This window comes from Pseudomonas schmalbachii (genome assembly GCF_017589465.1).
GTDB classification, from domain to species: domain Bacteria; phylum Pseudomonadota; class Gammaproteobacteria; order Pseudomonadales; family Pseudomonadaceae; genus Pseudomonas; species Pseudomonas schmalbachii.
Genome location: NZ_JAELYA010000013.1, coordinates 29,947 through 53,385 on the forward strand (window position 1 = coordinate 29,947; position 23,439 = coordinate 53,385).

General features: G+C 66.0%; 25 protein-coding genes. 17 read left to right on the forward strand and 8 right to left on the reverse strand.

Annotation, left to right across the window (positions count from 1 at the left end; genetic code table 11):
- Window positions 1-7 precede the first annotated feature (7 nt).
- Genes JFY56_RS23840 through secB form a run of 3 tightly spaced genes read left to right on the forward strand, consistent with a single transcriptional unit; the run spans window position 8 to window position 1,208 of the window.
- Window positions 8-430 (forward strand): rhodanese-like domain-containing protein, encoded by a 423-nt coding sequence (locus JFY56_RS23840; protein WP_208316761.1) that lies wholly within the window; start codon window positions 8-10, stop codon window positions 428-430.
- A 1-nt stretch (window position 431) separates the two neighbouring features.
- Window positions 432-686: a glutaredoxin 3 gene (gene grxC, locus JFY56_RS23845; RefSeq protein WP_208316762.1), complete on the forward strand. Its 255-nt coding sequence runs from the start codon at window positions 432-434 to the stop codon at window positions 684-686.
- 36 nt (window positions 687-722) lie between these two features.
- Window positions 723-1,208 carry a protein-export chaperone SecB gene (gene secB / locus JFY56_RS23850; protein WP_208316763.1) on the forward strand — a complete coding sequence of 162 codons (486 nt, stop codon included), beginning with the start codon at window positions 723-725 and terminating at the stop codon, window positions 1,206-1,208.
- Window positions 1,209-2,169: 961 nt separating this feature from the next.
- On the opposite strand, the gene JFY56_RS23855 is transcribed toward secB, so the two are convergent.
- Window positions 2,170-2,538: a hypothetical protein gene (locus JFY56_RS23855; RefSeq protein ID WP_236033100.1), complete on the reverse strand. Its 369-nt coding sequence runs from the start codon at window positions 2,536-2,538 to the stop codon at window positions 2,170-2,172.
- 79 nt (window positions 2,539-2,617) lie between these two features.
- On the opposite strand from JFY56_RS23855, the gene trmL reads away from it, so the two are divergent.
- The 4 genes from trmL to JFY56_RS23875 all read left to right on the forward strand — a co-directional run bounded on the left by trmL (window position 2,618) and on the right by JFY56_RS23875 (window position 5,342).
- Window positions 2,618-3,079 carry a tRNA (uridine(34)/cytosine(34)/5-carboxymethylaminomethyluridine(34)-2'-O)-methyltransferase TrmL gene (trmL, locus tag JFY56_RS23860; protein ID WP_208316765.1) on the forward strand — a complete coding sequence of 154 codons (462 nt, stop codon included), beginning with the start codon at window positions 2,618-2,620 and terminating at the stop codon, window positions 3,077-3,079.
- Between the two features lie 111 nt (window positions 3,080-3,190).
- Window positions 3,191-4,192 (forward strand): hydrolase, encoded by a 1,002-nt coding sequence (locus JFY56_RS23865; protein ID WP_208316766.1) that lies wholly within the window; start codon window positions 3,191-3,193, stop codon window positions 4,190-4,192.
- A gap of 255 nt (window positions 4,193-4,447) precedes the next feature.
- The gene (locus JFY56_RS23870; RefSeq protein ID WP_208316767.1) at window positions 4,448-4,870 is read left to right on the forward strand and encodes a GNAT family N-acetyltransferase; all 423 of its coding nucleotides are present in this window, start codon (window positions 4,448-4,450) and stop codon (window positions 4,868-4,870) included.
- A gap of 61 nt (window positions 4,871-4,931) precedes the next feature.
- Window positions 4,932-5,342 (forward strand): GNAT family N-acetyltransferase, encoded by a 411-nt coding sequence (locus JFY56_RS23875; RefSeq protein ID WP_208316768.1) that lies wholly within the window; start codon window positions 4,932-4,934, stop codon window positions 5,340-5,342.
- Window positions 5,343-5,493: 151 nt separating this feature from the next.
- Here JFY56_RS23875 and JFY56_RS23880 read toward each other — a convergent pair whose 3' ends face one another.
- Window positions 5,494-6,156, reverse strand: coding sequence for a TetR/AcrR family transcriptional regulator (locus JFY56_RS23880; protein WP_208316769.1), 663 nt, complete (start codon window positions 6,154-6,156; stop codon window positions 5,494-5,496).
- A gap of 151 nt (window positions 6,157-6,307) precedes the next feature.
- On the opposite strand from JFY56_RS23880, the gene JFY56_RS23885 reads away from it, so the two are divergent.
- The 6 genes from JFY56_RS23885 to ggt all read left to right on the forward strand — a co-directional run bounded on the left by JFY56_RS23885 (window position 6,308) and on the right by ggt (window position 12,905).
- Window positions 6,308-7,738 carry a coniferyl aldehyde dehydrogenase gene (locus JFY56_RS23885; RefSeq protein ID WP_208316770.1) on the forward strand — a complete coding sequence of 477 codons (1,431 nt, stop codon included), beginning with the start codon at window positions 6,308-6,310 and terminating at the stop codon, window positions 7,736-7,738.
- 22 nt (window positions 7,739-7,760) lie between these two features.
- Window positions 7,761-8,306, forward strand: coding sequence for a twin-arginine translocation pathway signal protein (locus JFY56_RS23890; RefSeq protein ID WP_208316771.1), 546 nt, complete (start codon window positions 7,761-7,763; stop codon window positions 8,304-8,306).
- 186 nt (window positions 8,307-8,492) lie between these two features.
- Window positions 8,493-10,088, forward strand: a complete 1,596-nt coding sequence (locus JFY56_RS23895; protein WP_208316772.1) for a GMC family oxidoreductase — start codon at window positions 8,493-8,495, stop codon at window positions 10,086-10,088.
- Between the two features lie 145 nt (window positions 10,089-10,233).
- Window positions 10,234-10,713 (forward strand): pantetheine-phosphate adenylyltransferase, encoded by a 480-nt coding sequence (coaD, locus tag JFY56_RS23900; RefSeq protein ID WP_208316773.1) that lies wholly within the window; start codon window positions 10,234-10,236, stop codon window positions 10,711-10,713.
- A 120-nt stretch (window positions 10,714-10,833) separates the two neighbouring features.
- Window positions 10,834-11,085 (forward strand): YfhL family 4Fe-4S dicluster ferredoxin, encoded by a 252-nt coding sequence (locus tag JFY56_RS23905; protein ID WP_208316774.1) that lies wholly within the window; start codon window positions 10,834-10,836, stop codon window positions 11,083-11,085.
- Between the two features lie 128 nt (window positions 11,086-11,213).
- A complete protein-coding gene (gene ggt, locus JFY56_RS23910) occupies window positions 11,214-12,905 on the forward strand; it encodes a gamma-glutamyltransferase (protein ID WP_208316775.1) in 1,692 nt (563 codons plus the stop codon).
- 7 nt (window positions 12,906-12,912) lie between these two features.
- Here ggt and JFY56_RS23915 read toward each other — a convergent pair whose 3' ends face one another.
- The 5 genes from JFY56_RS23915 to nudE all read right to left on the reverse strand — a co-directional run bounded on the left by JFY56_RS23915 (window position 12,913) and on the right by nudE (window position 17,608).
- Window positions 12,913-14,748: a Na/Pi cotransporter family protein gene (locus tag JFY56_RS23915; protein WP_208316776.1), complete on the reverse strand. Its 1,836-nt coding sequence runs from the start codon at window positions 14,746-14,748 to the stop codon at window positions 12,913-12,915.
- Between the two features lie 51 nt (window positions 14,749-14,799).
- Window positions 14,800-15,135, reverse strand: a complete 336-nt coding sequence (locus JFY56_RS23920) for a multidrug transporter (RefSeq protein WP_208316777.1) — start codon at window positions 15,133-15,135, stop codon at window positions 14,800-14,802.
- A gap of 108 nt (window positions 15,136-15,243) precedes the next feature.
- Window positions 15,244-16,056, reverse strand: a complete 813-nt coding sequence (gene mutM / locus JFY56_RS23925; protein WP_208316778.1) for a bifunctional DNA-formamidopyrimidine glycosylase/DNA-(apurinic or apyrimidinic site) lyase — start codon at window positions 16,054-16,056, stop codon at window positions 15,244-15,246.
- Window positions 16,057-16,223: 167 nt separating this feature from the next.
- Entirely contained in the window at window positions 16,224-17,045 is an 822-nt protein-coding gene (gene cysQ / locus JFY56_RS23930) for a 3'(2'),5'-bisphosphate nucleotidase CysQ (RefSeq protein ID WP_208316779.1), read from the reverse strand.
- Window positions 17,042-17,608 (reverse strand): ADP compounds hydrolase NudE, encoded by a 567-nt coding sequence (gene nudE, locus JFY56_RS23935; RefSeq protein WP_208316780.1) that lies wholly within the window; start codon window positions 17,606-17,608, stop codon window positions 17,042-17,044. The genes cysQ and nudE overlap by 4 nt, the downstream gene beginning before the upstream one ends.
- A 123-nt stretch (window positions 17,609-17,731) precedes the next feature.
- On the opposite strand from nudE, the gene yrfG reads away from it, so the two are divergent.
- Complete coding sequence (yrfG, locus tag JFY56_RS23940) at window positions 17,732-18,394, forward strand: GMP/IMP nucleotidase (protein WP_208316781.1); 663 nt, start codon at window positions 17,732-17,734, stop codon at window positions 18,392-18,394.
- Window positions 18,395-18,678: 284 nt separating this feature from the next.
- Here the strand turns inward: yrfG and lysM are convergent, their stop codons facing one another.
- On the reverse strand, window positions 18,679-19,116 hold the full coding sequence (lysM, locus tag JFY56_RS23945) for a peptidoglycan-binding protein LysM (protein WP_208316782.1): 438 nt from the start codon (window positions 19,114-19,116) through the stop codon (window positions 18,679-18,681).
- A gap of 142 nt (window positions 19,117-19,258) precedes the next feature.
- On the opposite strand from lysM, the gene JFY56_RS23950 reads away from it, so the two are divergent.
- From JFY56_RS23950 to JFY56_RS23960, 3 genes are all read left to right on the forward strand, one after another.
- Window positions 19,259-20,158: a LysR family transcriptional regulator gene (locus tag JFY56_RS23950; RefSeq protein ID WP_208316783.1), complete on the forward strand. Its 900-nt coding sequence runs from the start codon at window positions 19,259-19,261 to the stop codon at window positions 20,156-20,158.
- A gap of 92 nt (window positions 20,159-20,250) precedes the next feature.
- Window positions 20,251-21,087, forward strand: coding sequence for a formate dehydrogenase accessory sulfurtransferase FdhD (gene fdhD / locus JFY56_RS23955; RefSeq protein ID WP_208316784.1), 837 nt, complete (start codon window positions 20,251-20,253; stop codon window positions 21,085-21,087).
- Window positions 21,088-21,102: 15 nt separating this feature from the next.
- On the forward strand, window positions 21,103-23,424 hold the full coding sequence (locus tag JFY56_RS23960) for an FdhF/YdeP family oxidoreductase (RefSeq protein WP_208316785.1): 2,322 nt from the start codon (window positions 21,103-21,105) through the stop codon (window positions 23,422-23,424).
- Window positions 23,425-23,439 lie beyond the last annotated feature (15 nt).

Sequence of the window (23,439 nt, forward strand, 5' to 3'; positions counted from 1 at the left end):
TCGCCACATGCAAGCTTTCCTCACTCGTCTGATCGAATTCACCAGCAACCATTACCTGCTGGTCGGCGCCCTGGCTGTCCTGCTGGTCCTCCTGCTGCTTCACGAGCTGCGCCGCGGCGGCCGCAGCCTGTCGACCCGCGAGCTGACCGCGCTGGTCAACTCCGACCAGGGCGTGGTGCTGGATATCCGCTCGAGCAAGGAGTTCTCCGCCGGCCACATCGTCGATGCGCTGAACATCCCCTCCGACAAGCTGACCGCCCGCATGAGCGAGCTGGACAAGCACAAGGCCAAGACCATCATCGTGGTCGACAGCATGGGCCAGCACGCCGGCACCTGGTGCGGCGTGCTGCAGAAGGCCGGCTACACCGCGGCCAAGCTCTCCGGCGGCATCGGCAGCTGGCGTGGCGATAACCTGCCGCTGGTGAAGTAAGATGCCGGCGGTACTGATCTACACCACCCAGTGGTGCCCCTTCTGCATCCGCGCCAAGTCGCTGCTGGAGCAGAAGGGCGTCGCCTACGAGGAAATCCCTGTGGACGGCAATCCCGCACTGCGCGCCGAGATGGCCGGCAAGGCGGGCCGCACTTCGGTGCCGCAGATCTGGATCGGCGATATCCATGTCGGCGGTTGCGACGATCTTTACGCGCTGGAACGCGCGGGTAAGCTGGACACGCTGCTGTCGGCGTGATTCCTCACTGCAAACGAAGCACAAGAAGGTCCTGAAATGACTGAGCAAACCAACACCGGCGCTGCCGAGCAAGACAACAACCCGCAATTCTCCCTGCAGCGCATCTATGTGCGCGACCTGTCCTTCGAAGCGCCGAAGACTCCGGAAATCTTCCGCCAGGAGTGGCAGCCGAGCGTCTCCATGGACCTCAACACCCGCCAGAAGCAGCTCGAAGGCGACTTCTTCGAAGTGGTGCTGACCGTTTCCGTGACCGTGAAGAACAAGGAAGAGACCGCCTTCATCGCCGAAGTGCAGCAGGCCGGCATCTTCCTGGCCAAGGGCCTCGACCCGGCGAGCATGAGCCACACCCTCGGCGCCTTCTGCCCGAACATCCTCTTCCCATACGCCCGCGAAACCCTGGACAGTCTGGTGGTGCGCGGCTCGTTCCCGGCGCTGATGTTGTCGCCGGTGAACTTCGACGCCCTGTACGCCCAGGAGCTCGCCCGCATGCAGGCCGCCGAACAGGCTCCCTCCGTGCAGTGATCGCCGTTCCTCGATGAAGAACGCGATGAAGAAGCGCCTACGGGCGCTTTTTTCATTTGGGGCCTGGCAGTCCCACCCCGTAGGGCGGGTTTCACCCGCCCTGCCTTGATAATCCGTGAACGACCTTTCTCTTTGCCTGCGAGGAAATTCCGGCCTGTGGATTCCGAATCGTCTGAATTCCATTGCTGGTGCAGGAATCCTCCTCGGATGACTCCGTCATTCTTCCTGCCGAAGACTGCACGAAAACCGGGCTTCTCGTTGAAGGCACCGCCAGACAAGGCTTCCGTGGATCAGTCCACAGCTCTTTCCCGTCCTTTTCCACTGTATCTGTGTATATCCCGGCCTTCCTGCGCCATGCACAAAAGGCTGTGGATAAGTCTGTGGGTTGCGTGGGGAGCGCCTGGTCTGTTGGACGTCTGTTGGCTGATCAACAGAGTTGTCTGATTTTTGATCAGTCGGCGCCACTTTGGTGCGCCTCGCACTAGCACTGCGCAGGACATTTTCGCTTCCAGAGCGCTTCTGGAACGCCCGTCCGAGAGCCTGCGGCAGCCGCAGAGCGCTGCATTCCAGAGCGAATCGCCCGTAATCCGTGGCTTGCCGTCATGAGGCGGGTTTTTGCTCCGGTTCTTTCGCCGAAGTTGGCACAGCCCCTGCAATGATCCAGTCAGACAACGGTTTTGGGGCCTCGGTACAGGCAGGCTGGGGAATCCCACTTTTACAACCGGCGGATCGCGCCGCAGTGCGCGGCGAACGCCGCCTCACGGTTCGGGGGTCCTGGTACAGGCAGGCCGGGGAAACCCCCTTTTTAATCCCGGAGGAGCGCAGCGCGCCCTCCAGACCCGTTCAGGGGCCCTCGGTCAGGCAGGCTGGGGAATCCCCTCTTTCTACACCGGCGGAGTTCGCTTGCGATCCGCCGAAGTCTTCGGGGGCCCGGTTTAGGCAGGCCGGGAGATCCCCGCTTTTATTCCGCCTGAGGGCTGATCGTCAGCCGCCACCCATCGTCGTCTTCGGCACCGCTCCAGGTGCCGCGCAGCGGACGGGTGGAAACCAGGCTCAGCAGCAGATCATTCTCCCGCGGCACGATGCGCCAGCGCAGCGGCAGGTCGCCAAGACGCCCCTGGCCCTGGCGGGCTTCGCCGTCGGCGGCCAGCGTCAGGGCCAGCGCACCGTCGACATGGCCGGCGTGCACCTCCACCTCGCGGTCGAAGCGCAATTGCAGGCTGTCCGCCTGCATTTCCACCGCCAGCAGACGAGGCTTTCCGGCTTCCGGAGCGAACAGGCGCCCGAGCATCAGGCCGACCAGCAGGCCGAACACCGCGAGCGACAGCATCACCCGCAGCCAGGGGCGGGGCCGCACTTGCGTCGCAGGGGGAGTAGAATGCCGGCCGTCCTCAGGCCCGGAGCGCTGCATGTTCCACGTGATCCTTTTCCAACCGGAGATTCCGCCGAATACCGGCAACATTATCAGGCTGTGCGCCAACTCGGGCTGCAGCCTGCACCTGATCGAGCCGCTGGGTTTCGAGCTGGACGACAAGCGCCTGCGCCGCGCCGGCCTGGATTACCACGAGTATGCCAGTGTGCGCCGCTACGCCACCCTGGAAGAGTGCCTGGACAGCCTCGGCCATCCGCGCCTGTTCGCCTTCACCACCAAGGGCTCGCACGCGTTCCACGAGGTCGCCTACCAGCGTGGCGATGCCTTCCTGTTCGGTCCGGAAAGCCGCGGCCTGCCGGAAGAGATACGCGATGCACTGCCGCCCGAACAACGCCTGCGCCTGCCCATGCGGCCCGGCTGCCGCAGCCTGAACCTGTCGAACACGGTGGCGGTGACGGTATACGAGGCCTGGCGCCAGCACGGTTTCGCCATGGACTGACGCCCGCCCGGCGGAAATCCGTTCCGCCCGGCTATTACCGGGGCGCGCCGCCGGTTGGCGACGGACCTTGCGATAAACTTTTCAGCATCCCCATCGCCTTCCTGTTGAAAGATGAACTCCGCCGATCCGTTCAAACCCGCCTGGTGGTTGCCCGGCCCGCACCTGCAGACGCTGTGGAGCCCGTTCTTCCGCGCGGCGCCGCAGCTGCACCGGCAGCGCGAGCGGCTGTGGCTGGAGGACGGCGACTTCATCGACCTCGACTGGCACGGCCCGCACGAAGCCCATGCGCCGCTGGTGCTGGCGCTGCACGGCCTCACCGGCTCTTCCGGCTCGCACTACATCCTCGGCCTGCAACAGTCCCTCGCCGCGCGCGGCTGGGCCAGCGTGGCGCTGAACTGGCGCGGCTGCTCCGGCGAGCCGAACCACCTGCCGCGCGGCTACCACTCCGGCGTCAGCGACGACCTCGCCCTGGTGATCGCCCACCTGCGCGCCCAGCGGCCGCTGGCGCCGCTCTATGCGGTGGGCTATTCGCTGGGCGGCAACGTGCTGCTCAAGTACCTCGGCGAGACGGGCAGCGACTGCCCGCTCTGGGGCGGCGTGGCGGTTTCCGTGCCGTTCCGCCTGGACCAGTGCGCCGACCGCATCGGCATCGGCTTCTCGCGGGTCTACCAGGCGCATTTCATGCGCGAGCTGGTGGCCTACGTGAAGACCAAGCAGCAGGCCTTCATCCAGCGCGGCAGCCACGAGCACCTGGCGAGCCTCGAACGCCTCGGCACACTGGACGGCATGCGCACCTTCTGGGACTTCGACGGCCGGGTGACCGCACCGCTGCACGGCTTCGCCGATGCCCACGACTACTACCGGCGCGCCTCCAGCCGCTACTACCTGGGCGGCATCCGGGTGCCGACGCTGATCATCCACTCCAGCGACGATCCGTTCATCGATGCCCACAGCGTGCCATCACCGGACGAACTGACCGCCGCCACCGAGCTGGAATTGCTAGGGCAGGGCGGGCACGTCGGCTTCATCGGCGGCACGCCGCGCCAGCCCGACTACTACCTGGAGAGGCGCATTCCGGAGTGGCTGGTCCAGATTAGTAGAACCCGCTACTGAGCATCCCCGCAGCGCCAACCCTCGCTCTTTTCCGGCATGCCCGGTGTCGCTCATACAAAATTATCGGAAAACTCCTACGAGACGCCGGGTTGACCTTTCGCACGGCCGTCAATAATCATGGAAAACGATAATCAATATCATCTGTGGTTGGTGGTAAGAATTTTGCCGGTACTTGGTGAATCCTTTTTTCCCATGTCGGTTCTTAACTTATAAGACCAGGCACTTGGAAAACTTCCAGGAAAGGAGAGAGTGTAAATGTCAGAAAATAACGTATGCAGAATTATCGAGTGCCCCGCACTTACCATGGACCTTTGTAAGGAACTTGGGGCGATCTACACTTCGGTAGGTTGGGGACAAGAGCAAGACTATGGCGATGAAAAGGTCAAGAATATATTCCTGGGTTCCAGTTACTGTTTGATCGCCCGTCGTGACGGCAAGACTGTTGGGCTGCTCCGTGCCTTGAGTGATGGGCATCTGACTACATGGCTGGCCGAAATTGTTGTCGCCCCGGAACATCAAGGGCGTGGAATTGGCGACAGCATGCTCAGGAAGTTTCTTGATAAATACTCCCATACTGCCATCTACATAGATGCACTTGCTGGAACAGAAAGCTTCTTTGCCAGACACGGAGTGAATGCCAGGCAGAAATTGATTGCATGCTCGCGCCGGGAGCTTTAGTTCACGTTCCAAATTTATAAGGTGTAGGATGAATTAATCCATTCACTGCCCAGTTCTCATCATGACCGACGCATCGCTGACAATTATTCAGAACCCCGTGCTGGACGACGCCCAGTGTGCGGAGATCGCTGCGCTCTACCGCGCCGTCGGCTGGGGCCATCCGGGCACGCCGGCGGAGTTGCGCGATATCTACGACTATCCCAGCTATTACCTGCTGGCGCTGGACGGCGAGCGGGTGATCGGGTTGCTGCGGGCGGAGAACGAGAACGCGCAGACCACCTGGCTGGCGGAACTGGCCGTGCTGCCCGAGCACCAGGCCAGCGGCATCGGCAAGGCGCTGATGCAGCGCTTCCTTGCCGACCATCCGCGTACGCGGCTGTATACCGACGCCACCGATGGGGTGGAAGAGTTCTTCCGGCGCCACGGCATCGCCCTGCGCCGCCCGCTGGTGCCGGGACCGAGCAAGGTCTGAGTGATGTAGGGCGGGTGCACCGACCTATGCCCCCGGACGCGTTACGTAGGTTGGCGCTGAGCGCAGCGAAGCCCAACACCGGCAACAGTTGGGCCGGATCGTTGGGCTTCGTACCTCAGCCCAACCTACGGGAAGGGACCAGCAGGGCTGTTCAGCCCCGGCAATCCTCCAGCGGCACGTATAGCCGCTCGAATATCCGCTCCACCGCCGGCTGGAAGTCTGGGGCGATATGTCCGCCTTCCAGCGCCAGTACCTGGTAGATGCCCCGCCGCATCATCGCTTCGCTGAGGTCTCCGGCGACTTCGCGGGTGGTGCAGAGGAAGCGAATCCACGAGGTGAGGATGATCCAGGAGTTCAGGGTCAGGGATTCCAGCTGCGCGTCGTTCATCAGCAGGATTCCGGATTCGACGAAGCCGCGGTAGATCGCCTGGGCATTCGCCAGGGTGCGGCGGGCGAAGTCGCGGTAGGTGGCGGCCAGTTCCGGGTCGCTGTCCAGCAGGTGCTCGAGGTCGCGGTGGAGGAAGCGGTAGCGCCACATCGCGGCGAGCAGCGCCTCCAGGTAGAAGGTCTTGTCGTCCACCGTCAGTGCGCGTTCTTCGGGCAGGCGCAGGAAGCCGTCGACATCGGCTTCGTAGGCGGCGAACAGCTCGGCGATGATCTCCTGCTTGTTGCGGAAGTGGTAGTACAGGTTGCCGGGCGAAATGCCCAGGTGCGCGGCGATGTGGTTGGTGGTGACGCTGCGCTCGCCCTGGGCGTTGAACAGCTCCAGGCTGGCCTGGACGATGCGGTCGCGGGTCTTGATGCGTGGGGCCATTTGGTAATTCGGATGCATGGGCGGGGGACCGTCGGTAGCGTACCATTTGACAGTCTAGAGCAATTGCTCTAAAAATTCGCCAACAACAATCGATGGGAAGCCGCCGTGCCCGCGAAAAGCTTCCCCAAGCCGGACCGCCGAGGAATCCGCCATGGTCGCCGACATTTCCTACCTGCAACAGACGCAACAACAGATAGCCCAGCTCGATGACCTGCTGGCCCTGCAACGCCAGGCCTTCCGCGCCAACCCCATGCCCAGCGCCGGACAGCGTATCCAGTGGCTGAAAAGCCTGGCCGGGGTACTGGTCAGCGAGCGCGATCGGCTGGTCGCGGCGATTTCCGCGGACTTTGGCAATCGAGCCGCCGACGAAACCCTGTTCGCCGAGATCATGCCCGCGCTGCACGGCATCCAGTACGCCAGCAAGCGCCTGAAGAAGTGGATGAAGCCCTCGCGCCGCGCGGTGAGCATGCTGTTCATGCCGGCCTCGGCCAAGGTGGTGTATCAGCCGCTCGGTGTGGTCGGCGTCATCGTGCCGTGGAACTACCCGCTGTTCCTTGCCATCAGCCCGATGGTCGCCGCGCTGGCAGCCGGCAACCGGGTGATGGTCAAGATGAGCGAATCGACCCCGGCCACCGCCCAGGCGCTCAAGGAAATCCTCGCCAAGGTCTTCCCTGAAGACCTGGTGGCGGTCGTCGAGGGCGAGGTGGACGTCGGCGTGGCGTTCTCCAGGCTGCCCTTCGACCACCTGCTGTTCACCGGCGCCACCAGCATCGGCAAGCACGTGATGCGCGCCGCCGCCGAGAACCTGGTGCCGGTCACCCTGGAGCTGGGCGGCAAGTCGCCGGCGATCATTTCCGCCGACGTGCCGATGAAGGATGCCGCCGAGCGCATCGCCTTCGGCAAGTCGCTGAACTCCGGGCAGACCTGCGTGGCACCGGACTACGTGCTGGTGCCGCGGCGCCGGGTCGACGAGTTCATCAGCGCCTATCGCGAGGTGGTGCAGCGCTTCTACCCGACGGTGGAAGGCAACCCGGACTACACCACGATCATCAACGACCGCCAGGCGAGCCGCCTCGACGGCTACCTGAAGGACGCGGAGGCGCAGGGCGCGCGGATCGTCCCGGTGCTGCCGCAGGCCCAGGGCCGGCGCATGCCGCAGGCGCTGCTGCTGGATGTGCACGACGGGATGAAGATCATGCAGGAGGAAATCTTCGGCCCGCTGCTGCCGGTGCTGCCCTACGACGGGCTCGACGAGGCCCTCGCCTACATCAACGAACGGCCGCGCCCGCTGGCGCTGTACTACTTCGGCTACGACAAGCGCGAGCAGGAACACGTGCTGGCGCACACCCACTCCGGCGGCGTGTGCCTGAACGACACCCTGCTGCACGTGGCCCAGGACGACATGCCGTTCGGCGGCGTCGGCCCTTCCGGCATGGGTCACTACCACGGCCATGAAGGTTTCCTGACGTTCAGCAAGGGCAAGGGCGTGTTCAGCAAGCCGCGCTTCAACTCCGCGCGGCCGGTCTACCCGCCCTATGGCAAGGCGATCCAGAAGCTCGTCTATAAACTCTTTATTCGCTAGACACCCCCAGGTGACAAGAACAATGACAGACACCACCGTCGCCGCGCCCGGATTGTCCCGGCGCGGCGTGCTCAAGGTCGGCCTGCTCGGCGGCGCCTTCCTTGCCACCGCCGGCGTCACCGCCAGCCTGAGCGGTTGCACGGCCGACACTCCGGCGCAGGGCCTGCGCATCGTCCGCCAGTCGGACCTGCCGTTCCTGCGTGCGCTGATCCCCGTGCTGCTCGCCGGCGCAGTGCCCGCCGAGCGCATGGCGGATGCCGTGCAGGGCACCCTGCAGAGCCTCGACTACAGCCTCGACCGCCTTTCTCCCGAAATGCTCAAGCTGACCCGCCAGCTGTTCGACGTGCTCGCCCTGCCGCTCACCCGCGGCCCGCTGACCGGCATCTGGGGTGGCTGGGAAAAGGCCGGCGCCGAGGATGTGCAGAACTTCCTGCAGCGCTGGGAAAACAGCTCCATCAGCCTGCTGCGCCTGGGCCACTGCTCGCTGCAGCAAATGGTGTTGATGGCCTGGTACGGCCGCCCGGAGTCCTGGGTGCACTGTGGGTATCCCGGCCCGCCGAAAATCTGAGAGCCTGTCCATGACCTGCTGCGCGTCGGCCAGACGGCGTTAAAAACAGCCTCGGAATGCTCATTTACACTCGTAAACTCCGCTTCCTCGGCTGTTTTTGCCTTGTCTGGCTCTAGCTCGCAAGATCATGAACAGGCTCTGCGCTACACAAGAACAAGAAAGCATTCGCCTGAGAGAGTTTTTTAGATGCCTGTACCCGATCTGTTCGCCCAGGGCCTGGCCCGTGGCTGGAAAGTCCATGATGGCTCGCGCCTGGACAACGACCTGACCCTCGAAGCCGACGTGGTCATCGTCGGCACCGGCGCCGGTGGCGGCACCAGCGCGGAAATCCTCAGCGCCGCCGGCTTCAAGGTGCTGCTGGTGGAGGAGGGGCCGCTGAAGACCAGTTCCGACTTCAAGCTGCAGGAGGCCGAGGCCTATTCCAGCCTGTACCAGGAAGGCATCGGGCGGATGAGCAAGGATGGCGCCATCACCATCCTCCAGGGCCGCGCCGTGGGCGGCACCACGCTGGTCAACTGGACTTCCAGCTTCCGCACCCCGCAGCCGACCCTGGAGCACTGGGCGCAGGAGCACGGCGTCAAGGGCCACGGCAGCGCCGAGATGGCGCCCTGGTTCGAGAAGATGGAGCAGCGCCTGGGCGTCGCGCCCTGGGCGATTCCGCCGAACTCCAACAACGAGGTGATCAGGAACGGCTGCGAGAAGCTCGGCTATCACTGGAAAGTGATCCCGCGCAACGTGCGCGGCTGCTGGAACATCGGCTACTGCGGGATGGGCTGTCCGACCAACGCCAAGCAGTCGATGCTGGTCACCACCATTCCCGCGACCCTGGAGAAGGGCGGCGAGCTGCTCTACCTGGCGCGCGCCAACCGCCTGCTGATCGACGGCGACAAGGTCACCGGCCTGGAATGCCTGGGCATGGACGAGCGCTGCGTGGCGCCGAACGGGCGCAGGATCACCATCCGCGCGCGCCACTACGTGCTCTCCGGCGGCGGCATCAACACCCCGGCGATCCTCCTGCGCTCGAATGCGCCTGACCCGTACGGACGCGTCGGCAAGCGCACCTTCCTGCATCTGGTGAACTTCAGCGCGGCGCAGTTCGACAACGTGATCAACCCGTTCTACGGCGCGCCGCAGTCGATCTACTCGGACCATTTCCAGTGGGACGACGGCACCGCCGGACGCATGTCCTACAAGCTGGAAGTGCCGCCGCTGCATCCGGCGCTGACGGCCACGCTGCTCGGCCGCTTCGGTGTGGACAACGCGCTGCGCATGGAGCAGCTGCCGCATACCAACGTGATCCTCGCCCTGATGCGCGACGGTTTCCATCCAGACAGCGCGGAAGGCACGGTCAGCCTGCGCGGCGACGACACTCCGGTGCTCGACTACCGGATGACCGACTACACCTGGGACGGCATCCGCCGCGCCTTCCACACCATGGCGGAAATCCAGTTCGCCGCCGGGGCGAAGGCGGTGATGCCGCTGCACGCCGACGCCGGCTACGTGAACACCCTGAAGGAAGCCCGCGCCGTGATCGACGGCCTGAGCCTGGAGCTCTACCGCACCCGCCTGGGCAGCGCCCACGTGATGGGCGGCTGCGCCATGGGCGAGGACCCGCAGCGGGCGGTCTGCGACAGCCTCGGCCGGCACCATCAACTGGCCAACCTGTCGATCCACGACGGTTCGCTGTTCCCCACCAGCATCGGCGCCAACCCGCAGCTGTCGGTCTACGGCCTGACCGCGAAGCTGGCCAGCGCCCTTGCCGAGCGGCTGGGCAAGGCCTGATATGCAGTGCAGCCAGGCCGCCGGCCCGGTCTGGCGGCACGCTGCGCCAAACGGCCGCATGCACGCTTGGCCGCGGCGGCCGGCGTGCGTTACCATCCGGGCCTCCAATTACAACGCAGATCCACAGAGCTGACAGGACGCCGCGATGAACCGAGTGCTGTACCCGGGTACATTCGACCCGATCACCAAGGGCCATGCCGACCTGGTCGAGCGCGCCTCTCGTCTGTTCGACCACGTGGTCATTGCTGTCGCCGCGAGTCCGAAGAAGAATCCGCTGTTCCCCCTGGAACAACGGGTAGAGCTGTGCCGCGAGGTGACCGCGCACCTGCCCAATGTCACCGTGGTCGGCTTCTCCTCGCTGCTCGTGCATTTCGTCAAGGAACAGAACGCCAACATCCTGTTGCGCGGACTGCGCGCGGTGTCGGACTTCGAATACGAGTTCCAGCTGGCCAACATGAACCGCCAACTGGCGCCGGACATCGAGAGCATGTTCCTCACCCCGTCCGAGAAGTACTCCTTTATTTCCTCGACGCTGGTTCGTGAAATAGCTGCCCTCGGCGGGGACATCACCAAGTTCGTCCATCCGGTGGTCGCCACCGCGCTTTCCGAGCGTTTCCAGCGCTGATCACAGCGTCCGCCATGGATGGCGGACTTCGCCCCGCGTGCACTGCGGGCGCCGATGCGGCAAAATTGCAGAGTTCCATTCCTGAATCGCCATGCCGCCGCCCATGGCCGGAGTTTTTCGATGTCCCTTAAGATCACCGACGATTGCATCAACTGCGACGTCTGCGAACCCGAGTGCCCGAACGGTGCGATCTCGCAAGGCGAGGAGATCTACGTGATCGACCCGAACCTGTGCACCGAATGCGTCGGTCACTACGACGAGCCGCAATGCCAGCAAGTCTGCCCGGTCGACTGCATCCCCCTCGACGACGCCAATGTCGAGAGCAAGGAGCAGTTGATGGAGAAATACCAGCGGATCACCGGCAAGTCCTGACCCCTCTCGTTCCGACCGACTGACCGGGCAGCTGCGCCCGGACCGGCGGGATTGGCTATTCTCCCAGTTCGCTCCAGCGATTTATCGTCAGGCCATTCGCCGGGCTGACCGGCGATTCGTGAGATGCCATGTCCCTGTTGAACAGCTGTTCCCGCCACCTCGCGTTGTGCAGCCTGCTGCTGCTCAGCGTCGTTCTGCACGCCGCCGAGAATCCCGCCCAGGGCACGGTCGCCACGGCCCATCCCGCCGCCACCGTGGCCGGTCTGGAGACCCTCGCCGACGGCGGCAACGCCTTCGATGCCGCGGTGGCGATCAGCGCCGCGCTGGCGGTGGCCGAGCCCTACGGATCGGGTCTTGGCGGCGGCGGTTTCTTCCTCTTGCGCCAGGCCGGCAATCCGCCGACCTATCGCTTCATCGATGCTCGCGAGCGCGCGCCGCTGGCCGCCGACGAGCGTCTCTACGTGCGCGACGGCCAGGTGCAGCCGGCGCTTTCGCTGAACGGCGCGCTGGCCGCCGGCATTCCCGGGCTGCCGGCGGCGCTGGTGGACATCACCAGCCGCTACGGCCGCAAGCGGCTCGCCGACAATCTGGTGCCGGCCATTCGCCTGGCCACCGATGGCGTGTCCATCGACCGTGTCTACCTCGACCGTGCCTACGGGCGTCTCGATGCCATGCGCGACGATCCGGAAACCGCGCGGATCTTCCTCGACCGCGGCAACCTGCCGGAGGAATGGGACCTGCTGCGCCAGCCGGAGCTGGCGCGCACGCTGGACAAGCTGGCGCGCTACGGGCGGATCGGCTTCTACGAAGGCGATGTCGCGGAGAAACTGGTACGCGGGGTGCAGGCGGCCGGCGGCATCTGGACCCTCGCCGACCTGCGCGACTACCGCACCGTGGAGCGCCAGCCGCTGCGCTTCCGCCTGGACGACCAGCGCGAGCTGATCAGCGCGCCGCCGCCTTCGGCCGGTGGCGTGGCCATCGCCCAGAGCCTGGCGATGCTCCAGCAACTGGACTGGCGCAAGGCCGAGCCGGCGCAGCGCGCGCACCTGGTGGCCGAGGCCCTGCGCCGCGCCTATCGTGACCGCGGCCTGCTCGGCGATCCGGACCGGGTGGCCATTCCGCTGCAGCAACTGCTCGCGCCGGCCTACCTGAAGGAGCTGGCCAAGGGCATCGACCCGCAGCGCGCCACGCCCAGCTCCACCCTGCCGCGCGCGCCGGCCTGGCGCGAGGGCGACCACACCACGCATTTCGTGGTCATGGACTCCCAGGGCAACGCCGTGGCGGGGACGCTGTCGATCAACCTGCCATTCGGCGCGGCCTTCACCGTGCCGGGCACCGGCGTGCTGCTCAATGACGAGATGGATGATTTCGCCAGCGATCCGTCCGGCGCCAACGCCTATGGTCTGGCTGGCAGCCGGGCGAACGTCATCGCACCGGGCAAGCGGCCGCTGTCGAGCATGAGCCCGAGCTTCATCGAAAGCCCCAGCGAGCTCGCCGCCTTCGGCACCCCCGGCGGCAGCCGCATTCCCAGCATGGTGCTGCTGGCGATGCTGCAGTACCTGGACGGCCAGCCCATCCAGCGCTGGGTCTCGGCGCCGCGCTACCACCACCAGTACATGCCGGACGTGCTGGAGCACGAGCCGCGCACCTTCAGCGCCAGCGAAGAGGCCGACCTGCAGCGGCGCGGCTATACGCTGAAGAATGTCGGGCGCAGCTACGGCAACCAGCAGGTGCTGCGCTGGGACAAGAAGACCGGCACGGTCGACGCGGCCAGCGACCCGCGCGGCATCGGCCTGTCGGCGCAGCCGCCGAATCCCTGAACGCCGCTCAGGGCAGGACGATTGCCGCTTCCTGCTCCGCCGGCGGGCTCTGCAGATCGATGAACAGCGCCTCGCCGACACCCAGCTGCAGCACGTTGCGCAGGCTCTGGATGATGCGGCTGACGTAGCCGAGATCGTTCATCAGCGAGCTGGTCTGCAGGCCGTCCAGTTCATGACGGCGGACCGCGCCGAACAGCCGCTCGCGGAACTCCGTGTCGAACTGCGCGGCCTGCTGGTCGAACAGCGCCAGGCGCGCCGCCCAGGCGCCTTCCGGCAGGCTGGCGACGTCCAGCGTACCCAGCGCGCGCACTTCGCGCAGGGCGACGAGCAGGTGACGGCGCAGCTCCACGTAGGCATCGCGCGCCGCCGAGTGGTCGGACTGCAGCCAGAAGCCGAGGTTCTTCTGCAGGTGCTTGGCGTCCTTCACCGCATCCACCAGTTGCAGCGCCACCACCTGGCAGGTCATCCAGAAGCGCTGGTGCTTCTCGTCGAGCGCCATGTCGAAGCGCCCCATGAAGCTCAGCAGGTCGCTGTAGACCCCCTTGATATGCCGCTGGTAGAGGGTTTCCGCGTCCAGCGAATAGCGCTCCGGATGCGCCCGCAGCAGGGCTTCGTCGGGCCTGGGCTGGGCCAACTGGTCGACCGGCAGGTAGAGCGCGTGGCAGATCACCTCGATGCTCAGCCGGCGCAGGTGCTGCAGTTCGCGCAGCACCGCGCTGGCCGCGGCATCCACCGAATGCAGCGCGCGTTCGTTGAGGTAGCGGGCATGGATGCGCTCGGTTTCCGGCTGCGCAGGCGCCATGTCGGTGATCAGCACCTGCGGCTCCTCGACTTCCGGCAGCCAGCGGGTCAGCCATTGCGCCAGACGGCCCTGCCAGGGCCAGAACAGCAGCACGCCCATGGCGTTGAACAGGGTGTGGAACAGGGCGAGCTGGAGCAGCGGGTTGTCGGTCAGCAGCCAGCGCACCAGCCAGGTCAGCGGCTGCAGCAGGATGAAGGCGAGCACGGCGGTGAGCACGTTGAACAGCACGTGCGCCAGCGCCAGCCGCTGTCCGCTGCGGTTGCCGCCGAGGGAGCCGACGAAGGCGGTGGTGACGCTGCTGCCGACGTTCGAGCCGATGGCGATGGCCAGGCTCTGGCCGAGTTCGAGCTGGCCGCCGGCGAGGGCGGCGAGGGTCAGCATCAGGGTGGCGTGGCTGGATTGCAGGACCACCGTGACCAGCGTGCCGATGGTGACGAACAGCAGCGCGCCGAGGACGCCTTCGACTTCCCGCCCGCTCATGTCGAGGGCATGGCCGAAGCTGGAGAAGCCGTCCTTGATCTGGTCGATGCCGAGGAAGATGAAGGCGATGCCGAGCATGATCCGGCCCGCCGCCTTGCTTTTCGGGCCGTTGAAGCCGAGCAGCACGCCGAATACCAGCAGCGGCAGGGCCAGCGGGCTGAGGCTGAGGTTCTGCCCGGCCAGGGCGAGCAGCCAGATGCCGCTGGTGGCGCCGAGGTTGGCGCCGAAGAGGATGGCGATGCCGCTGGCCAGGCCGATCAGACCGGTACTGATGAAGGCGATGGTGAGCAGCGAGACCAGCGTGCTGGACTGCAGCAGCATGGTGCCGCAGACGCCGAACAGCAGGCTCTTGGTGCGCGTCGCGGTGCTGCGTTCGAGCCAGGTTTCCAGGCTGCTGCCGGCCATGTCGCGCAGGCCTTCTTCCAGGCACTGCATGCCGAACAGGAACAGCCCGAGGCCGGCGCCGAGCTGCAGCAGGCCGCCGCTGTACCAGAAGGCTCCGGAGAGGGCTATCGCGGCCAGCAACAGCAGGACTGGCCGCAGGTATTTCTTCGGTTCCACGGGAATGCTCGCAAGGTCGGCTGCGACCTCGACGGGCCGCAGGAGAGGACGTCAGTCCTTCTTGTAGCCGCTGGAGGTGCAGCCCAGGCAGCGTACGAAGGCTTCCTTGCCCGGATCGATCACCAGCGCCTGCCCGGCTTCCTTGACGTTGCCGCCCAGCGCGCTGAACGGCAGGGTGACGATGAAGGCGGCGGTGCCGACGATGGTGGCGGCGATCAGCAGCGGGCGGGCGAAGATCAGGTCGCCCATCATCGAATAGGCCGGCGGAGCCTCGACCGTGTAGATCGGGTCGCCACTGGAGTATTTGTCCATCTGGGCCATGGCCGGCATGGCCGAAAGCCCGCAGGTGAGTGCCAGAACAGCGGCGGTCGTGCGAAACAGGTTCATGGCGCAAGTCCTTTTTATGTGCGTTATAGGCGTGGGCAGACTGCGATAACTATAACAGCGCTGCCGCGCTTTACTCCGTGACCGCTTTCAATCGCCGGCAAGGACGGTTCAACGCTGGCAGCGCGGGCAGTACACGCTGGCGCGCTGGCCGAGGCGGACTTCCCGCAGGGTCGATCCGCAGACCTTGCAGAACTCGCCGCCGCGCCCGTAGACGAACAGTTCCTGCTGGAAATAGCCCGGCTTGCCGTCGCCGCCGACGAAGTCGCGCAGGGTGGTGCCGCCGCACTCGATGGCGATCGCCAGGATGCGCTTGATCTCCCCGGCCAGCCGCACATAGCGTGCGCGCGAGATGCTTCCGGCCTCGCGGCGCGGGTCGATGCCGGCGGCGAACAGCGCCTCGCTGGCGTAGATGTTGCCGACCCCGACCACCACCGCGTTGTCCATGATGAACGGCTTGACCGCCATGCTGCGGCCGCGGGACATCTGGTACAGGCGTTCGCCCTCGAAGGCGTCGGTCAGCGGTTCCGGGCCGAGATTGCGCAGCAGTTCGTGCTCCAGCGGCGCCTGGCTCCAGAGCAGCGCGCCGAAGCGTCGCGGGTCGGTGTAGCGCAGCGCCAGTCCGGATTCCAGCTCGATATCCACATGTTCGTGCTTCGCCACCGGCAGGCCGCATTCGACCAGGCGCAGGCTGCCGGACATGCCGAGATGGCTGATCAGCGTGCCGGATTCGGCGCCGAGCAGCAGGTACTTGGCGCGCCGCTCGACCTTGAGGATCAACTGCCCGGACAGGCGCACGTCGAGGTCCTCGGGAATCGGCCAGCGCAGCCGCCGCTCGCGCACGACCACGCGGCTGACGCGCTGGCCTTCGAGATAGGGTGCGATACCGCGGCGGGTTGTTTCGACTTCGGGTAGTTCAGGCATGGAAAAACACCAGAAATGCACGGGTGCGTAGGTTGGCGCTGAGCAACGCGAAGCCCAACGCCTGGCATGGAAATGTTGGGCTTCGCTGCGCTCAGCGCCAACCTTGGTTAGTTCAGCCATGTAGGATGGGTTGAGCGAAGCGATACCCATCATTAAGTCAGAACAGATCAATCCAGCGCGCGGGCCAGCAGGATCAGCTCTTCGCGCCACTCGGCTGCCTGCGGCAGGGCGAGGAAGGAGGTGTTGAGGAAGTTCTCCCGCGCTTCGTAGGTGAACGGTTCGCCGCGCAGGTTCAGCACCTCGCCGCCGGCGCCTTCCAGCACGCCTTGGGCGGCGGCGGTGTCCCACTGCGAGGTCGGCGCCAGGCGCGGGTAGCAGTCGGCTGAGCCTTCTGCCAGCAGGCAGAACTTCAGCGAGCTGCCGATGTTGGCCAGGGCCAGGTTGCCGAAGCGCTCCGCCAGGCCCTCCAGCAGGCGTTCCTGCGCCGGGCTGGAGTGGCGCTTGCTGGCGACCACCGTGAAGGCCTCGTCCGGCGCCACGCGCACGGCGATTTCCTGCGGCTGGTCATCGCGCTCTTCGCGCCAGGCGCCCAAGCCGGCACCGCCGTAGTAGCAACGGCTGGCGGCGGGAATGCCGACCACGCCGAACACCACCCGGCCGTGCTCGATCAGCGCGACGTTGACGGTGAACTCCTCGCTGCCGGCGATGAATTCTTTGGTGCCGTCGAGCGGGTCCACCAGCCACCAGCGCTCCCAGGCGACGCGCTGCTCCAGCGGGATGTCGCAGTCTTCCTCGGAGAGCACCGGGATCTCCGGCGCCAGGGCGCGCAACCCCTCGCTCAGCAGGCGGTGGGCGGCGAAGTCGGCGACGGTGACCGGCGAGGCATCGGCCTTCTCGTCGATCGCCAGGTCGCTGTGCCAGAACGGCAGGATCAGGTCGCCGGCCTTGTGCACCAGGTCGACGACCGCGGGAATCAGGGTGTGAGTCATGCTTGGAATTCTCCGCGCTGGATGAGGAGATCGCGAACAAGGTAGAGGGCAGCCAGTGCGCGCCCTTCGCTGAATTGTGCGTTCTGCGCCAGGCTGGACAGCTCGCGCAGGCTGATCCTGTCCACCCGCATCGGCTCCGGCTCGTCCCCCGGCAGGCTTTCCGGGTACAACTCGCGCGCCAGCACCACCTGGATGCGCTGGCTCATGTAGCCCGGCGACAGCGACAGCTCGGAGATGAACTCCAGCTTGTGGGCGCCGAAGCCGGCTTCTTCCTTCAGCTCGCGGTTGGCCGCGGCGAGCACGTCTTCGCCCGGCTCGACCAGGCCCTTGGGCAGCGACAGCTGGTACTCGTCCACACCTGCGCAGTATTCCTCGACCAGCACGGCATGCTCGGCATCGAGCAGCGCCACGATCATCACCGCACCGTAGCCCTGGCCCTTGCCCACCAGGCGCTCGTAGGTGCGTTCGACGCCATTGGCGAAGCGCAATTGCAGTTCCTCGACGCAGAACAGTCGGCTCTTGGCGACTATCTCGCGGGCGAGCACCGTGGGTTTCTGGCGCATGGACAACTCCTGGGAATGAGCGGGTCGGTTATGATAACCCGCCTTTTCCGATTATCCCTGTCCGCAATCACGTCCAGCCGTCAGCCAGGTCGTACGATTGCGGCATCCACCACCGAGTCGCCAATGCCACGCCTGCCCTGGGCCGAGATCGATACCGTCCTGCTCGACATGGACGGCACCCTGCTCGACCTGCATTTCGACAACCATTTCTGGCTGGAACACCTGCCGCAACGCTACGCCGAGCACCACGGCATCAGCCGCGAACTGGCCGATGCCGAGCTGCAGCCACTGTTCCGCGACCACGCCGGGCAACTCAACTGGTACTGCCTGGACTTCTGGAGCCGCGAGCTGAGGCTGTCGGTCCGCGACCTCAAGCGCGAAGTCGCCCACCTGATCGCCCTGCGCCCGGACGCCGACACCTTCCTCGCCGCCCTGCGCCTGCAGGGCAAGCGCACGGTGCTGATCACCAACGCCCACCGCGATTCGCTGTCGCTGAAGCTGGAGCGGGTCGAGCTGGCGCCATGGTTCGACCGCCTGATCAGCTCCCACGACTACGGCTATCCGAAGGAAGACCAGCAATTCTGGCAGGCCCTGCAGGACGACATCGGTTTCGACCCGGCGCGCAGCCTGTTCATCGACGACAGCCTGCCGATCCTGCGCAGCGCCCGGCAGTTCGGCGTCGCCCACCTGCTCGCGGTGCGCGAGCCGGACAGCCGCAAGGGACCGAAGGACACCGGCGAATTCGTCGCCGTCGACGACTACCGTGCAGTAATCGAAGGAATGTGACGAACGGGCTGATCCGGGATCGTAGGAGCAACTGTCTTGCAACCGAGGGGGCTTTTTGTAGGAGCGAGCTCTGCTCGCGAAGCTTTTGAGTTGCCGGCGTTCGCGAGCAGAGCTCGCTCCTACGGAAGCACCGGCGTCGCGATTCCCTCACCCCAACCCTCTCCCGGAGGGAGAGGGGGTAAAACGGTGCAAGGATATGCGCCGTGCCAGCTGGCCACTCCGCACAATTCCCTCTCCCTGGGGAGAGGGCTAGGGTGAGGGGATAAAGGCCACGCCGGTGCGAATCACTCCGGAATCCGCAACACCTGCCCCGGATAGATCTTGTCCGGATGGCTGAGCATCGGCTTGTTCGCCTCGAAGATCTTCATGTAGGCGTTGGCGTTGCCGTACTCGGCCTTGGCGATGGCGCTCAGCGTGTCGCCCTTCTTCACCGTCACGAAGCGCGCAGCGGGGGCCGGGGTGGCCACGGTGATGTTGTCCTCGACACCGGACACGCCGGCGACGTTGCCCAGCGCCAGGAGAATCTTTTCCTTCTCCTCCTGGCTGGCCACCTCGCCGCTGGCGATGACCTTGTCGCCTTCGACGCTCACCTGGATGTTCGGGTTGCCGAGCCCGACCTTGGCGACGTGGTCCTTCAGCGATTCAGCCGCCTGGGCTTCCTGTCCGACCAGGGTTTCCCAGAGTTTTTCTCCTGCTTCCTTCACGAATGCCAGCAATCCCATCTCGATCTCTCCTTATCGCCGATGGCGATGGGCGGCGCCGGGATGGCGCCGCGGTAACCTGGCAGTCTAGTCCGCTGACGCTGTATGAATGGGCTTCGAACTGATCTGGACAATTCTGCCGACGACCGGGTTAATAGCCCGCATGGACATCAAGCAACTGAAATTCCTCTGCGCCCTCGACGAGACCCGGCATTTCGGCCAGGCGGCGGCGCGCTGCCACGTTACCCAGCCGACCCTGTCGATGCGCCTGCGCAATCTGGAAGAAGAGCTCGGCCTGGAGCTGGTGCGCCGCGGCCAGCGCTTCGAAGGTTTCACCGAGGCCGGCGAGCGCGTGCTGGCCTGGGCGCGCAGCCTGCTCGCCGCTCACGACGGGTTGTATGCGGAGGCCGCCGCCTGTCGCGGGCAACTGGTCGGCACCCTGCGCCTCGGCGTGGTGCCGCTGGCCGGCTTCGACCCGATGCGGCTGGTCGAACTGTTCGCCGAGCGCCATCCGGAGCTGCGCTTCCAGATGTTCTCCCTCAGCAGCGAGCAGATCCTCGAAGGCCTCGGGCGCAACCAGCTCGATCTCGGCCTGTCCTATCTCGACCGCCTCGATCGCGAGCATTTCGAGGGCCTCGAACTGGCCGAAACGCACATGGGCCTGCTCCACGACCGCCGGCACTTCCAGCCAGCCGGCGAGCGCCTGCGCTGGGAAACCCTGGTCGACCTGCCGCTCGGTCTGCTTTCCTCCGGCATGCATTTCCGCCAGTCCATCGACCATGCCTTCCGCAGCCGTGGCCTGACGCCCCGGCCGCGGCTGGAAACCGATGCCGTCCACCAGTTGCTGCAGGCGGTGGAGCGCGGCATCTGCTGCGCCATCATGCCCCTGGGCAGCGGTGTAGATGCCCACGGCAGCCACCTTGCGCTGATGCCCATCGAAGAAGCCCGGACCCTCTCGCCGCTTGGCCTGATCATGCGTCGCGGCGCGCCGCGCTCGCCGCTGGCGGAGGCGTGTTTCGCCGAAGTGCGCGACCTGGTGGGCGAATCCCTGTTCAACCGATAGAGCGCGTCGATCACGGCATCGGGAATAACGATTAGACTGCCCCCGCGCACAAGCCTAGGCTGAACAAAACACCCGAATACAGGGTCGAGTCCATGCCTTGCCTGCATCCCCGCCCGGCCTCCGCCGATGCCCGGGCCATCGCCACGCCGCCCGGCGACTATGCCTACGCCGAGCTCCAGCCGCAGCTGCACACCGGCCACGCCGCGCTGGCCGAGGAAGTGGCCCTGGCCATCGCCTACAACGGCCTGAGCCAGGCGGTGATGATGGTGTCCCCCTGCGACCTGGAAGACTTCGTGCGCGGCTTCAGCCTGGGCAACGGTCTGGTCGAGTCCATCGACGATATCTATGACATCCGCCTGATCAGTCATGGCGAGTCCGTCAGCGCCGAAGTGGAAATCAGCAGCCGTGCCTTCTGGGCGCTCAAGCGCCAGCGGCGGCAACTCGCCGGCACCAGCGGCTGCGGCCTGTGCGGCGTGGAAGCGCTCGACCAGGCATTGCCGCAACTGCCGATACTGGCCCCGGCGCCATTGCCGCCAGCCGCGCACCTGCAGCGGCTGCGCGAGCGCATCGGCGAATTCCAGAAGCTCGCCCGCCAGAGCGGCGCCCTGCATGCCGCGCTGTTCGTCGATGGCAGCGGGGAAATCCGCCTGTGCCGCGAGGACATCGGTCGCCACAACGCCCTCGACAAGCTGGTCGGCGGCCTCAAGCAGGAAGGGCTGGATTGCCAGGAAGGCTTCGCCGTGGTCACCAGCCGCGGCAGCCTGGAACTTATCCACAAGGCCGTGCGTGCCGGCATCGCCAATCTGGTCAGCCTCTCGGCGCCGACCGCGCTCACCGTGCAGTGGGCCCGGCAGCACAACCTCAACCTGATCCACCTTCCGCATCACAGCGCGCCCCGGGTATACAGCCCGGCGCCGCAGACCGACTGAGCCGCCTGATCGTCAATGAGCCTGCAACCACACAACCCGCAATACAAACCCTACAGCGGGGCCGCCGCCGGCTGGGGCGCGCTGAAGAGCGTCACGCGCTTCTGGCTGGACAGCAAGCAGCCGTTCAAGAACCTCCGCGCCCTGCTGAAGACCAACCAGAACGGCGGCTTCGACTGCCCCGGTTGCGCCTGGGGCGACTCGCCCGAGGACGGCCGCATCAAGTTCTGCGAGAACGGCGCCAAGGCGGTGAACTGGGAGGCCACCAAGCGCCGGGTGGATGCGGCGTTCTTCGCCCGCCACAGAGTCAGCGCCCTGCGCGGGCAGAGTGACTACTGGCTGGAGTACCAGGGCCGGCTGACCGAGCCGATGCGCTATGACGCAGCCACCGATCATTACCTGCCGGTTAGCTGGGACGACGCCTTCGCTCTGATCGCCGAATATCTGAACAAACTGGAAAGCCCCGACCAGGCCGAGTTCTATACCTCCGGCCGGGCCAGCAACGAGGCGGCGTTCCTCTACCAGCTGTTCGTCCGCGCCTATGGCACCAACAACTTCCCGGACTGCTCGAACATGTGCCACGAGGCCAGCGGCGTGGCGCTCGGGCAGAGCGTGGGAGTGGGCAAGGGCACTGTCACCTTCGCCGACTTCGAGCACGCCGATGCGATCTTCGTGTTCGGCCAGAACCCCGGCACCAACCATCCGCGCATGCTCGAACCGCTGCGCGAGGCGGTGAAGCGCGGCGCCCAGGTGGTCTGCTTCAATCCGCTGAAGGAGCGCGGGCTGGAGCGCCTCCAGCATCCGCAGCACGCGCTGGAGATGCTCACCAACGGCTCGGCGCCGCTGAACACCGCGTTCTTCCGCCCGGCGCTGGGCGGCGACATGGCCGCCATCCGCGGCATCGCCAAGTTTCTCCTGCACTGGGAGCGCGAAGCCCAGGCGAAAGGCGAGCCGGCGGTGTTCGACCACGCCTTCATCGCCGAGCATACCGATGGCGTAGACGCCTACCTGGCCGAGCTGGACGCCACGCCATGGGAGCTGGTCGAGCGCCAGTCCGGCCTGCCGCGCCACGAGATCGCCCAGGCCGCGCGGATGTACTGCGACGCCGGGCGGGTGATCGTCTGCTGGGGGATGGGCATCACCCAGCACCATCACTCGGTGGCGACCATCCAGGAAATCGTCAACCTGCAACTGCTGCGCGGCAACGTCGGCCGTCCGGGCGCGGGGCTCAGCCCGGTGCGCGGCCACAGCAACGTGCAGGGCGACCGCACCATGGGCATCAACGAGCGGCCGCCGGCGGCGTTCCTCGACGCCATGGAGAAGCGCTTCCGCTTCAAGGTGCCGCGGCATAACGGGCACAACGTGGTCGAGGCGATCAATGCCATGCTCGATGGCCGGGCGAAAGTGTTCATCGGCCTCGGCGGCAACTTCGCCCAGGCCACGCCGGACAGCGCGCGTACCCACCAGGCGCTGGGCAACTGCGCGCTGACCGTGCAGATCAGCACCAAGCTCAACCGCAGCCACCTCACTGTCGGCGGCGACGCACTGATCCTGCCGTGCCTCGGCCGCACCGACGTCGACCGCCAGGTCGAAGGCAAGCAGGCGGTGACGGTGGAAGACTCGTTCAGCATGATCCATGCCTCTTACGGGCAGTTGGAGCCGCTTTCGCAGCAGATGCGTTCGGAGCCGGCGATTATCGCCGGCATCGCCAAGGCTACCCTGGGCAATCATCCGGTCGACTGGGACGCGCTGATCGCCGACTACGACCGTATCCGCGAGCTGATTGCCGACACCATTCCCGGCTTCGCCGATTTCAACCGGCGCGTGCAGCATCCGGGCGGCTTCTACCTGGGCAACGCCGCCGGTGAACGGCGCTGGAACACGGCCGCCGGCAAGGCGCGCTTCATGACTCATCCGCTGAAGGACGACCTGCTGCCGCAGCAGGTGCGCGACAGCGGCCGGCAGCCGGACCTGATCCTGCAGACCCTGCGTTCCCACGACCAGTACAACACCACCATCTACGGCCTCGACGACCGCTATCGCGGCGTGCGCGGGCAGCGCGAGGTGGTGTTCGCCAACGAGGCGGATATCCACCGCCTGGGCCTGCAGCCGGGGCAGAAGGTCGATGTGGTGTCGCTGTGGAGCGACGGCGTGGAGCGCCGGGTCAGCGGCTTCACCCTGCTGGCCTTCGACATCCCCGCCGGCCAGGCCGCCGCCTATTACCCGGAAACCAACCCGCTGGTGCCGCTGGACAGCCACGGCGTCGGCAGCCACACACCGACCTCGAAGTTCGTCGCCGTGCGCTTCGAGCCGGCGCGGGAGAACGGGCGGATTCTCTGATCCCCGTAGGTTGGC